At 58.2% G+C, this 12,813-nt stretch carries 11 protein-coding genes and 1 other RNA gene; 8 read left to right on the forward strand and 4 right to left on the reverse strand.

Going from position 1 to position 12,813, the window contains the following annotated elements:
- Positions 1-455, reverse strand: a 455-nt coding sequence (locus tag SPI05_RS05580) for a transposase (protein WP_321076892.1), incomplete at its 3' end; no start/stop codon positions are given.
- A 206-nt stretch (positions 456-661) separates the two neighbouring features.
- Between SPI05_RS05580 and SPI05_RS05585 the strand changes: the two genes are divergently transcribed.
- A complete protein-coding gene (locus SPI05_RS05585) occupies positions 662-1,507 on the forward strand; it encodes an abortive infection family protein (RefSeq protein ID WP_321076894.1) in 846 nt (281 codons plus the stop codon).
- 225 nt (positions 1,508-1,732) lie between these two features.
- Here SPI05_RS05585 and ssrA read toward each other — a convergent pair.
- Positions 1,733-2,107, reverse strand: a transfer-messenger RNA (tmRNA) gene (gene ssrA, locus SPI05_RS05590).
- A gap of 243 nt (positions 2,108-2,350) precedes the next feature.
- Between ssrA and SPI05_RS05595 the strand changes: the two genes are divergently transcribed.
- Complete coding sequence (locus tag SPI05_RS05595) at positions 2,351-2,554, forward strand: hypothetical protein (RefSeq protein WP_321076896.1); 204 nt, start codon at positions 2,351-2,353, stop codon at positions 2,552-2,554.
- A complete protein-coding gene (locus tag SPI05_RS05600; protein WP_321076912.1) occupies positions 2,512-3,048 on the forward strand; it encodes a mechanosensitive ion channel domain-containing protein in 537 nt (178 codons plus the stop codon). The genes SPI05_RS05595 and SPI05_RS05600 overlap by 43 nt, the downstream gene beginning before the upstream one ends.
- Before the next feature lie 62 nt (positions 3,049-3,110).
- Here SPI05_RS05600 and SPI05_RS05605 read toward each other — a convergent pair whose 3' ends face one another.
- Complete coding sequence (locus tag SPI05_RS05605) at positions 3,111-4,091, reverse strand: sugar-binding transcriptional regulator (protein WP_321076898.1); 981 nt, start codon at positions 4,089-4,091, stop codon at positions 3,111-3,113.
- Between the two features lie 246 nt (positions 4,092-4,337).
- On the opposite strand from SPI05_RS05605, the gene glpA reads away from it, so the two are divergent.
- The 5 genes from glpA to glpK all read left to right on the forward strand — a co-directional run bounded on the left by glpA (position 4,338) and on the right by glpK (position 11,247).
- On the forward strand, positions 4,338-6,062 hold the full coding sequence (gene glpA / locus SPI05_RS05610) for an anaerobic glycerol-3-phosphate dehydrogenase subunit GlpA (protein WP_321076900.1): 1,725 nt from the start codon (positions 4,338-4,340) through the stop codon (positions 6,060-6,062).
- The gene (gene glpB / locus SPI05_RS05615; protein ID WP_321076902.1) at positions 6,059-7,354 is read left to right on the forward strand and encodes a glycerol-3-phosphate dehydrogenase subunit GlpB; all 1,296 of its coding nucleotides are present in this window, start codon (positions 6,059-6,061) and stop codon (positions 7,352-7,354) included. The genes glpA and glpB overlap by 4 nt, the downstream gene beginning before the upstream one ends.
- A complete protein-coding gene (locus SPI05_RS05620; RefSeq protein WP_321076904.1) occupies positions 7,351-8,655 on the forward strand; it encodes an anaerobic glycerol-3-phosphate dehydrogenase subunit C in 1,305 nt (434 codons plus the stop codon). The genes glpB and SPI05_RS05620 overlap by 4 nt, the downstream gene beginning before the upstream one ends.
- 112 nt (positions 8,656-8,767) lie before the next feature.
- Positions 8,768-9,526 (forward strand): MIP/aquaporin family protein, encoded by a 759-nt coding sequence (locus tag SPI05_RS05625; protein WP_321076906.1) that lies wholly within the window; start codon positions 8,768-8,770, stop codon positions 9,524-9,526.
- Between the two features lie 182 nt (positions 9,527-9,708).
- Positions 9,709-11,247 (forward strand): glycerol kinase GlpK, encoded by a 1,539-nt coding sequence (gene glpK, locus SPI05_RS05630; RefSeq protein WP_321076908.1) that lies wholly within the window; start codon positions 9,709-9,711, stop codon positions 11,245-11,247.
- A gap of 374 nt (positions 11,248-11,621) precedes the next feature.
- On the opposite strand, the gene SPI05_RS05635 is transcribed toward glpK, so the two are convergent.
- On the reverse strand, positions 11,622-12,813 hold a 1,192-nt coding region (locus SPI05_RS05635; protein WP_321076910.1), incomplete at its 5' end, for a putative PEP-binding protein.

Here is a 12,813-nt window from a genome sequence, read left to right on the forward strand (position 1 = left end):
GACCAGGCCGTCATTTCTTCCATGACTTTGTCCGTGATTCTTGAAATGGTTTCCTTGGAAACCTCAGCACCGTAAATATCTTTGAAATGCGCCGAGATCTCACCAGTAGTCAAACCCTTCGCGTACAGCGACAAAACGATAACGTCCACGTCCGTGAGTCGACACTGGCGTTTCTTCACAATCACTGGCTCGAATGTACCGTTACGATCCCGAGGAACCCCTATATCCACCTTGCCAACCGTGTCAGTAAGCACGGTCTTACAAATCGTCCCGTTGCGGGCGTTATCCGATTCCCCATCCGTGGCTTTCACGTGTTTTTCCCGCCCCAGATGCTCGGCCATTTCCTCGTTCAACACGGTCTCGAGTACAGACTTCGTGAACACTTTCAAAAGCCCACCAGGGCCGGTCAGCTCCAGGCCCGCGTCTTTAACCATGCGCACCATTTGTGCAGCCAACTCCGACTGGGTTTTCCGCCCGTATCCCGGGAATCCGACTTACACGGTTTCCTGTCCTGTTTACGTGCCATAGGCACCAGTGTTCCAACACTCATCTTCATAACCAACCATCCCCGCCAAAACCGACGGACTCAAAAGCCAGTTACACACTTTTCAGGACAGTCCCTTGATAATGACAAAGCGAGCTAATTGATAGATAGGAAGAAATGGCCAAACCTCATCTCGTGCATTCAGAACGAGCAGATTTCTTAGACCTCCTGAATAAGGGTGGCTATGTTCTTGAGTTCAACAACGAGCAGTTTGACGCTTTTACTGAAGAAGTGATCGGCATCCGTCTGACAGAGAAATATGGCGCCTCGAAGGGAAAGTCACTGACGAGCTACCTTGAAAAGGCACCTCGACGGGATTCGATCATGCTGCTCAATGCCTTGATGAGAGAATGGGATCGAGTAGCCGCGCATGACGCTAGTGAAGCCGATCTTGAATTAGCTTCTAGATGCAAACGTCAACTCGAGGAGTTGAAAGCTTCTCTTGTGCCAGCAGAATTTCAGGTAGTTGACCCTAAAAAGGTCGGCTTCACCAGCGAATACCTGTCTCAGCAACAGCAAATCCTGACGAGCAATATCACCACGAATCCGACGCTGGTAATCGGGACAGCCAAAGAGCTCATCGAATCCTGCTGCAACACGATTCTTGAACAACACGGAGAAGAGCTAAATCGAAACGACGACTTACCCAAACTAGTAAAGCGGGCAACAGAACTTCTTCACCTGAACCCATCCCAAGTTCCAGAAACCGCTCCGGCAGCTAGAACTCTCAAATCGTTGCTGGGAAGTCTTGCTACAGCAGCTAAATCGCTAGCAGAGCTTAGAAACCATTACGGCACTGGCCATGGGAAAACCGCTTCTTACGTTGGCTTAGATGAACGAGAAGCCCGGCTAGCAGCGGGCACATCTCTAGCACTTGTTCAATACCTATGGGATACCCACAAAGAACTACTCGCTCAGGAAACCAATAGACCAACAAACCAGATTGGAGAAACACAAGTTTGAACTTTTCAGCGCTAAATAACCTTTTAGCGGAAAGCACACTATTTAGCAGCATCACAAGATTCGCAGAGGACAAGATACCAACGCGAGAATTTGTAAGTCTCCGGCTGGACGACCCAGACTTTCTTGAACCTAAAGAGAGCCCTTAATACCTCTCTCACAAGGGGAAACATTGCGTACCTAGCCAACAAAAAGGACGCTCACTTTGTATCAAAATGAGCGTCCTAATGGTGGAGATGGGGGGAATTGAACCCCCGTCCGATCGACACCACTTGCTTCTTCTCCGGGTGCAGTCTGTTTTGGATTCTCGGCCGGGCGCTGCCCACAGACAGGGCTACGCACGGCTAAAGTTACCTAAAATGTCGAATCAAACCCAAGTAACCCGGGCGATTCCAGTGGCTCCGAAAGCGACGCCAGGATCCGTGACCGAAGCAATCACGGGCTGACGAAGTCAGTTCGCTTTGGGATTAAGCGGCCAAAGCGAAGGACTTAGCACTGTTGCGTTCAGCACTTATTGGTTCGCATCCATCGTTTACGAGATGAGGACGCATCCTCGACCCGCTTCTCTCAAGAAAACACCGACCGTCGAAACCGATCATCCCCTCTATTCTTTTTTTATTTCAATAGTCTCCCCGCGCAGCCACTCGGGTACGTTGCGTTTCCACTCCGGGGTCAGGTTCACTGTCCCATCACATCGTTCGGTACAGATGCACCCGACCCCTAAGCGATTACGCAATCAAGGAAACCTATTGAGCGTTTAAAAATACCCCAAAACGCCGCGAAAATCAATAGGAAATCTGAATTCTCCGTTAGCGAAACCGCCCCAACAACGACTAGGCTTAAACCATGCTCGACGACATTGTGAAGTACATCCTGGATTCGCTGGTCATCTTTGTGCTGGTCGGCATCCTGGTCTTCGTCCTGGCGATGCAATCGCTGGTCGTGAACCTTTTCGCCTACTTCCAATCCTCTACCGCAAGCCCTTCCAGATTGGCGACCGCATCGAGATCGATGGCCATCGCGGGGAAATCACGCATATCGGCTTGCTGACGTTCTCTATGTCCGAAATCGAGGGCTGGCTGAGCACCCAAACCCCGACCGGCAAAATCGTCACCATCCCGAACTCCTTTGTCTTTGAAAAGGCATTTTCCAACGAAACCGCCGATTTCCCTTACGTGTGGAAGGACCTGACCCTGCCGATTACGCACGCTTCCAACGTTTCCAAAGCCGAGGAAATCCTGCTGGACGCCGCCCGCGGTCAGCTCGATACGCTGGTTGCCGACACCGAGGAGCAAGACCGCGAGAAGCTGACGGAACAGGCCGACATGTTCGATTCAACTATTGAGCCCACGGTCAATATGCGCGTGCACGGCTCCGGCGGCGACCTGTTTTTGCGGTATTTGGCACCCTACGACGGCATCGCGGCGGTGGAAACGCGCCTGTGGAAGGACATTTTCACCCGCATTGACGGGGTAGATGACATTGAATACTCGCCGACGGTATATCGTTTAGTAACTTCCCCACCTGCGAATCCGTATCAGTAAATGATTTATACCGTTTACTGGTATTATTACCGTTTCAATAGAATCCCCAGCCGCCCGCCCGCTCAGCTCGCGTTGGTTTGTTCCTCGCTGATCTTCAACAGCCGAGCCGCGCAGTCCTCATCCACAATCAGGTCGGTCGCTACCCCGGCACGCAGCGCGGCGAGCAACGGCACCGCCTTATCAACACCGGAAACGATACAGATACGCCGAGGAATGCACGCCAGGTCGCGCGGGGTCGGGCCGGAAGCCCGCTGATTTACCTCAAGGTCTTCCCACGATCCATCCGCCCGCAGCAAGACCGTACACACGTCGCCAACGACGCCCTGATCCTTTTGTTGCTGCATTTCTTCGGGGACAATATATCCGCCGGAATACACCATGGACAGTTGCGATCCCGTCGTGGTGCCGACGCCGAAAATGGCTATATCGACCTGTTTTTGCACTTCCAGCACGGATTGAATGGAGCGTTCGCGCCACAAAGCCACCTTGGTGTCGGGGAAATCAAAGAAGGTCGGCACCGGGAAGTGTTGCACGCTGGCGCGGAAGGCTCGGCCGAAAGCCTCCATAATAGTGCCGGCATAGAGGATGCCGGAAGACAGCACGTTTGCGGCTCCGTTCAGCTGCACCACGGTCGCCCCCATCACCGGCTTGGGCACCAGGTTCTCGGCCACCGCGGAGATTGTGTTGCCCCAGGCCACGCCGATAACAATATCGGGGAAGACGGCTTCGGCAATAACGTTGCCGGCAAAGGCGGCCACCTGAGTCAGGCGTTGCTTGCCCCCGGAGCGCGGCGCGATGGGCACCACCTGAACCTGCACCCCAAAGCGTTTAGACAACTCGGTACGCAAAGCGGAAGTCGCCGAATTCGGCGGCTGCAGCGAAAACTGGATGTAGCCACGGTTGCGGGCGTCTTTAATGAGCCGTGAAACAGTGGAACGTGAGACTTTCAGCTTGCGGGCGATGGCTTCCATCGTCTCGCCTTGGACATAGTGCATCAAGGCGGCACGGTAGGCTGTCTCTTCCCGTTCTTCGCGCTCTTCCATTAACTCAGCCTCACCTTCATTGTGCCGACCCAAACAACCCGAAAACCGAATTTCCCCGTAACGTAACAGGGCGGAACTATTGCGCAATTAATTTCATTATAGCTGTTCGTTTGTGCACGTATGTACCAAATTCGCTGAATATAACCATTTCCAGGAAACGCCTGAAGCTTCTGAGTTATCTTGGTGGGGAAGAAATTGAGGGCAATGTGGCCCTCGAAGATCGGATTCTCCAACGGAGGAGACTAGATGCTGAACTTGCGTGCTGATTTGGTCATTGTTGGTGGCGGCGCTACTGGAGCAGGGGTGGCTCGGGATGCCGCAATGAGAGGGTACGAGGTGGTGTTGCTGGAACGGGCCGACATCGGCCAGGGTACTTCCGCGCGCTATCACGGCCTGTTGCACTCGGGTGGTCGTTACGTCATTTCCGACCCGGAATCGGCAACCCAGTGTGCCGATGAGAGCGCTATTGTGCGGCGTATCAATGCTGACGCGGTGGAGGACACCGGCGGCCTGTTCGTCCTACCCCCGGGCGATCCCGATGAATACGCCGACCGTTTCCTGCCGGCCGCCCTGGAAGCCGGGGTGCCCTGTGAAGAAATCTCGATCAGCCAGGCGTTGAAGGAAGAACCGCGACTGAATCCCGGCATCAAGCGTGCTTTCCGGGTGCGCGACGGTGCGGTGGACGGCTGGCGCCTGATTTGGGGCGCGCTGGAATCCGCCAAGGAATACGGCGCAAAGATCATGCCCTACCACCGCGTTACAGCCATTCACGTGGAAAACGACAAGGTCAACGGCGTTACCGCCCGCAACGAAAAAACCGGCGAGGAAGTGAAAATCGACTGCCGCTTTGTCATCAATGCCAGCGGCCCGTGGGCTGGTGAAATCGCCACCATGGCCGGCGCCGAGAAAGTCCAGGTGGTGCCCGGTCGTGGCATCATGATTGGTTTCAACCAACGCCTGGTTCACCACGTCGTTAACCGCTGTGCCATCTCGGGCGACGGCGACATCTTGGTTCCCGCCCACCCGATCTGCATCATCGGCACCACCGACCAAGCCGCGGTGAAGCCAGACTTCCTGGCGATCAAGCCCGAGGAAGTCCAAAAGATGCTGGACAAGGCAGAAGACCTTGTTCCGGGGATCCGTCAGGCTCGTGCCCTCCACGTCTGGTCCGGCGCCCGTCCGCTGGTCAAAGATTCCCGCGTGGCTGCCACCGACACCCGCCACATGGCTCGCGGCATGGCCATTCTGGATCACCTGACCCGCGACGGAATCGGCGGCTTCCTGACTATCGCCGGCGGCAAGTTCACCACCTACCGCCTGATGGGTGAAAAAGTTGTCAATGCCATGTGTCATCAACTGGGTGACAACCGGATTTGCCACACCGCCGAAGAGCCCGTTCCTTCGGCCGCGACGCGACGCTTTAGCCACCTGTCCGACCGACTGAAGGACCGCGAGGAGGATCGCCACGACGAACCGATCATCTGCGAATGCGAGCTGGTGAACCGGCGCATGATCACCGAAAAGCTGAAGGAAAACCCCGTGGCGAACATCGATGACCTGCGTCGTCAGCTGCGTATCGGCATGGGTCCGTGCCAAGGCACTTTCTGCGGGGCGCGCACGGCCGGCATCATCCACGAATTCCGCCAGGCAAACCCCACCGCAACCGGCGCCGCCGGCACGGAAACCGCGGCCGCCCCCGCTAAGTCCAAGTCCGCCAAAGCCGATGCTCCCGCCAGCACCGCGGATGTCTCGACGACCATGTTGAAGCTGTTCTTCTCGAACCGCTTGGGCGGTATACGCCCAATCATGTACGGCGCCATGGCCCGCGAAATGGCCTTGCAGAAGTGGGTGGTCTCGACCCTGAACCTGGAACACTTGCCCGATCCGAGCCCCGCTTCCAGCCTGGCTACCGGCGATTTGGCTTTGAACCACGGCATTGATCGGGACGATCCGAAAGGAGGTGCCAAGTGAAAATCGCAGTCATCGGTGAAGGCTTGGCCGGTTTGAGCGCCGCCCTGATGGCGCACGCCGCTGGCCACCAAGTTACTGTTTACACAAAGGGCATGGGCGGTTTGGCTCTGTCCAACGGCACCGCCGACGTGTTCGGTTACGCTCCGGACGCGAAGGAACCCGTTACCACCGACCCCTTCGCAGAAATCGAGAAGCTGCCCGAAAACCACCCCTACCACACTATTGGGGTCGAAAACGTCCGCGGCGGCATCGACTGGTACCGCGACACGCTGGCCGATTTTTGGGAGCCGGTCAAGGACGGTGCGGGTAACGTTTTGTTGGCGACCGCAATAGGTTCCCCGCGCCCGACGTTCCTGATCCCGCGTTCCTGCGCGGCCGGGGTGTTGCGTAAAGGGATGAAGTTGCTGGTAGTGGGGGTGAAGCAGTTCAAGGACTTCCCCGCTGCCATGATTGCCGACAACCTGTCGCGCTGCGAGACCCTGAAGCTCAGTGCCCGTTCGGTCACTCTGGATTTCTCTGGCCGGGAAAAGGAAGCCGACGTGACCGCCACCGATTATGCACGCGCCTTTGATGTGGCCGAGTTGGATCCCGACAAGGCCGCAAAGATGCGTTCGAACTTTGTGGCGCTGATCAACGGGATTGTGGCGGACGGTGAAACGGTTCTGATTCCGGCGTTCATGGGCTTGAGCGAGGATACTTTCGCCGACTTTGCCGCCCAGGTGCACGCCCCCGTGGCGGAGGTGCCGACGGTGCCGCCGTCCATCCTGGGTCGGCGCATCTTTGACCATCTGGTGCGGCGTTGCCGAGCCGAGCGGGTTGACATCCACTTGAACTGTGAGGTGTTGGAAGCCCACACCATGGCAGAGCACGTGGAATCGCTTACGGTCAAGCGTGCCGGCGGCGCTGACGAAGTGCGTGTCGATGCCGTTTTGGACGCGGCCGGCGGCATTATGAGCGGCAACTTGGAACGCGACTCGCACCTTCTAATTACGGAAAAGATCTTTGGCTTGCCGATATTCGCCCCCGAGTCCGTCGCCACTACAGGCATTCACGAAATCGACGTGGAAAACCGTCAGGACGTGGAAAACGCGCTGATGAGCGGAGTCCACGTGAATGCCCAGATGCAGCCGGTGGACGAATTCGGAAAGGCCGTTTTCGACAACGTCTTTTGTCTGGGTGAAATGATCGGCGGAGCCGCGCCTTGGCGTGAACTGTCCGGCGAAGGTCTGGCTTTGGGAAGTGCTTACGCCGCAGCGAAAGCCCTGGGCTCGGCGGAGAGGAGCGAAAAATGACAGATAATGCCGCACTTGAATATGCCAAGGCCACCTTGGCCCGCACCTCGCTGGATCAGTGCTTGAAGTGCACGATTTGTGAAACCCAGTGCCCGGTCATGCGCGTGACGCCGAAGTTCTCGGGCCCGAAGTTTGTTGGCCCCCAGGCCGAACGTTTCCGCAAAGGCCAGTCGGTCGATAAGTCCCTGGATTACTGTTCCGGTTGTTCGATCTGTACCACGGTCTGCCCTCACGGCGTTAAGATTGCCGAACTGAACGCCCAGGCGCGCGCGGTTATGAAGGCCGAACACATGCCGCTGCGCGACCGGCTCATTACCCAGACCGAGCTGGAAGGCAAACTGTTGACGCCGCTGGCGCCGGTGGCAAACGCCGCCCTGAAGGTGAAGCCGATCCGCAAGATTGTGGAAGGCGTCATCCAGGTGCACGCGGATGCCCCCATGCCCCAGGCGCAAACGCAAAGCTTCCTCAGCTGGTGGAAGAAACACGAAAAAGACGTCTATGGAACGACCTGGTCGGCGTCTCGCGGGGTGTTCACCCCGGACAAGCGTTGGCATCGCGGCCCCATCGTCTTCTTCCACGGCTGCGCGGGCGCATATTTCGAGGTCGAAACCTCGAAGGCGACGGTGGAAGTCCTGGAGCATTTGGGATACCGCGTCATTGTGCCGAAGCAGGGCTGCTGTGGTTTGGCATCCCAGTCCAACGGCCTGTTTGGCGACGCCTCGCGGCACGTCCTGAAGCTGGCTCGCGAACTGCAGAAAGCCGGCAAGGACCTGAAGATTGTGTCCTCGTCGGGATCCTGTGCGGGTATGTTGCGCCACGAAGCCCACGAGATCATGGGCATCGAGGATGCCGTCTTAAAGGACGTGGGCGCGCGCCTGTTCGAGACCTCGGAATTCATCGCCCACCTGATGGACGAAGGGGATTTCCCCTTCGAAGACTTGCATCCCATCGAGACCAGCCTGACCTATCACCAGCCCTGCCAGGTGAAGTCCCAGGGCTTCGGGAAACCGGCTATCCGGATGATGGAAGCCATCCCCGGGGTACATGTCGAAGAGTCAGGTCAGCCGTGTTGTGGCATCGCCGGAACTTACGGGTTAAAGAAGGAAAAATTCGAAGTCGCACAGGCCATCGGCAAACCTTTGTTTGATAAAATTGAGCACGTCAATCCCCGACTGGCGGCATGTGATACCGAAACATGTCGCTGGCAGATAAGGAAGGGAACCGGAGCGGAAGTTATTCATCCGATTGAACTGCTCCACCGTTCGCTACATCTGCGCACACAGGAAGGGAGGCAACCCTGAAATAAATCGTCGCAGGGGCAAAGATGCTTTTTACGACACCATATTGCTTCGGGAATCAACCGATTCCCGTTTGACACCGAAATGCAACACATTTAGAGAAAGGCAATAAACTATGGAGGCTGTTCCTTTGAGCGCAGTATTCCTTTCCGAGTTCATGGGGACCATGTTCCTGATGATTTTCGGTACCGGTGTATGTGCAACAAACACGTTGGCAAACTCAAAGGGTAAGGGTAGCGGCTGGCTGCTCATCAACTTTGGGTGGGGTTTCGCCGTTATGATCGGCGTTTTCGTGGCCTTCCGCACTGGTGGCCACCTGAACCCGGCCGTGACCCTGGGCTTGGTTGCCGCTGGCAAGACTGAATACATGCCCGGCATCGCCGTGAATGTCCCCAACACCGTTATTTACATTGTGGCCCAAATGCTGGGTGCTTTCGTGGGTTCTGCCCTCGCCTGGCTAGCTTACAAGAAACACTACGATGCACACGAAGAACCCGGTGACATCCTGGGTACCTTCTCGACTGGTCCCGGTATCCGTTCCTACTTCTGGAACTTCCTTACCGAAGTTATCGCCACCTTCACCCTGGTTTACTGGGTGTTGATCAGTGGCTGGACCCAGAGCGGCCTTGGCCCGCTCGCCGTGGGCTTCGTCATCTTCGCGATTGGTGCTTCACTGGGCGGGCCCACCGGGTACGCTCTGAACCCCGCTCGTGACTTGAGCCCGCGTTTGCTGCACGCCATCCTGCCGATCAAGAACAAGGGTGGCTCGGACTGGGGCTACAGCTGGGTTCCGGTTGTCGGCCCGATCGTCGGTGGCGTCATCGCTGGTCTGGTCTACATTCCGACCGGCCCGCTGATGGCTGTCGGCATGTAATCAAAACAACTGAATACTCACTGGGCGGGTTTTTGGGCAACCCCCAAAAACCCGCCCGGGGTTTCAAAGTCGAAACCCACCCCAAAACCGGGTCCACCAAAGACGGTTCCGACCCGGACTATTGAACCCCCTACAACTATTGAATCCATAAGCATAAGCAATGCTTCAGGAAGGAATTACCTATGTCTGACAAGAAATACGTCATGGCTATTGACCAAGGCACCACCTCGTCCCGCGCAATCATTTTCGACCACTCCGGTCGTATTGTTTCCGTGGGTCAAATGGAACACGAACAGATCTTCCCGAACCCGGGCTGGGTGGAACACAACGCCGCCGAGATCTGGACCAACGTCCGTGAGGTCATCGGCAAGGCCTTGGCCAACGCCACCCAATCGGCCGGGGCGGAAGTCAACCACCATGACATTGCCGCGTTGGGTGTGACGAACCAGCGCGAAACCACCATCGTGTGGGATAAGAACACTGGTGAACCGGTGTACAACGCGATTGTGTGGCAGGACACCCGCTCCCAGGACATCGTCGATCGTTTGGCAGCCAACGGCGGCCCCGATCGCTGGCGTCCGATTGTGGGCGAGACGCTGTCGACCTACGCTTCCATTACCAAGATCATGTGGATCCTTGAGAACGTCCCGGGCGTGAAGGAACGTGCCGAGCGCGGCGAACTGCTGTTCGGCAACCCCGACACCTGGGTCATCTGGAACGTGACCGGCGGCGTGAACGGCGGTATCCACGTGACCGACGTGACCAACGCTTCGCGTACCATGCTGATGGATCTGAAGACGCTGCAGTGGCGCGAGGACATCTGTGCCGAAGCCGGCATCCCGATGTCGATGCTCCCGGCCATCAAGTCCAGCTCCGAGATCTACGGCGAATGCCGTCAGGATGGCTTGCTGGCGGGCGTTCCGGTCGCCGGCGACTTGGGCGATCAGCAGGCTGCGACCTTCGGCCAGGCCTGTTTCGAACCCGGCATGGCCAAGAACACCTACGGCACTGGCTGCTTCATGTTGATGAACACCGGCACCGACCCGATGCCGTCCGAAAACGGCATGATCACCACGGTTTGCTACAAGATCGGCAACGAACCGACCGTCTACGCTTTGGAAGGCTCCATCGCTGTGACCGGCTCGCTGATTCAGTGGCTGCGTGACAACCTCCAGATCATCGCCTCGTCCGGCGACGTCGAAGCCCTGGCTTCCTCGGTCGAGGACAACGGTGGAGTCTACTTCGTCCCGGCGTTCTCGGGCTTGTTCGCTCCGTACTGGAAGGGCGATGCCCGCGGCGCTATCGTCGGCATGACCCGTTACAACACCAAGGCTCACATTGCCCGCGCCGCCCTGGAAGCCACCGCTTTCCAGACCCGCGAAGTGTTGGACGCTATGGAAGCCGACTCCCACGTCAAGCTCGGCGAGCTGCGTGTGGACGGCGGCATGACCGCGAACAACCTGTTGATGCAGTTCCAGTCCGATGTGTTGGGCGTGCCGGTGGTTTTGCCGGTCGTCGCGGAAACCACCGCCTTGGGTGCTGCCTACGCAGCCGGTATCGCGGTCGGCTTCTGGACGGGCACCCAGGACGTTATCGACAACTGGCAGGAAAACAAGCGTTGGAACCCGGCCATGGATGCGGCCGAGCGCAACCGGACGCTGCGCCTGTGGAAGAAGGCAGTTTCGCGGACCTTCGAGTGGGTTGACGGCGACGTCAAGTAATTCATAATTCAATAGGCTTGCCCGGGTCGCGTTGTTCGGCCCGGGTAAGTTTTTTAATTCAATAGGCTTCTCTGGTTTCGTTGGTTTTTTCCTCCGCGTCGTTCGTCGCGTCGGGCGGGTATCGCTCGCGGGATATTCTGTTTGGCGCTCCGGCGGCGCGATGCCCACTGGGCATCGCATTTATGCCGCCTACGCCGTTTTCTTGGGTGGCTCATGCTTCGCTGCCACCCAAGCCCAGCTTCGCTCCAGAAATGGAGCGAAGCACACCCCCTAGTCTTTTTCTGAGCCGCCCCGCCTTCGCTCAGCCCGCCCTCTCTTCCCGGGTACGTAACGTTTACTGAGATACCCACTCGGAGGGTGCGAGCACGGGGGTGTTAGAGACGGGCGGAGGCTCTGGCGGCGCAGTCGGTGAAGGTCAGGGCGGACAGGGCGTCGGCGACACCGGCCAGGGCGCGGGGGGCCATCGAGAGGCTGGTGACGCCCAGGCCGACCAGGATAGGTGCCAATTCGGGGTTGCGCGCCGCTTCGCCGCAAACGCCCAGGGGCTTGTTGGCGCGGGTCGCGGCGTCGCCGATGGCTTTGATCAGCCGCAGCAGGGCCGGGCGGCCGGGATCCTGGAGTTCCTGCAGCTCGGCTTCCAGACGGTCGGCCGCGAAAGTGTACTGGGTCAGGTCGTTTGTACCGATTGATACAAAATCGACAATGTCGTACAGCTCCGGGGCCATCAGTGCGGCGGCCGGGGTTTCCACCATGACGCCAACGGTTTTGAGGCCGTAGGACACGCGCGCCAGGGTGGCGAAAGCATCGGCTTCCTCGGGCGTCGCAATCATCGGAGCCATGACCCAGGCGTCCGGGGCGCCCGCGGCGATGGCTTCGAGCTGGCGTTTCAGGACGTCAGGGTGGATTTTGGCGGTGCGATATCCGCGCACGCCCAAAGCCGGATTGTCCTCGGCCGGAAGGTTCAGGAACTTCAACAGCTTGTCCGACCCGGCGTCGAGCGTCCGAATGACCACGTGCGGGGACGTTTTCGCGGCGGCGGGGTCAATAGGTTCCACGGTTGCGGCGCCGGTTTGGGGCGCGGTGCCGGTTTGGGTAAAGGCGGACATGACCTGACGGTAGGATTCGGCCTGTTCGGTGACGGTTGGTTCCGTGTCACGTCCCAGGTAGGCAAACTCGGTGCGGAACAGCCCGATGCCTTCAGCCCCGGCTTCGGCTGCCGCGGCTGCGTCAGTTGGGGTGCCGATATTGGCCAACAGCTCGATGTGACGGTTGTCCTTGGTGGCACCGGGCTTGGTGAGCGATGTCACCTTGACGGGGGCCGTGATGGCGCCCACAGCCAGGGCGTCGGTGGGATTGATGATGATTTCCCCGGTGGTTCCGTCTACCAAGATACGCGTACCTTCGGGGACGTCCAGGATGTCAGCGGCGCCGACGACAGCAGGAATCCCTATGCCACGAGCCAGCAGTGCGGTGTGGGATGTGGGGCCGCCGAGCTCAGTCACAATGGCTACAGCCTGGGTGTGCGGAAGATTCGCGGCGTCGGCCGGGGCGAGGTCCCGGCCGACG

Source organism: Mobiluncus sp., from assembly GCF_034180645.1.
Classification (GTDB): domain Bacteria; phylum Actinomycetota; class Actinomycetes; order Actinomycetales; family Actinomycetaceae; genus Mobiluncus.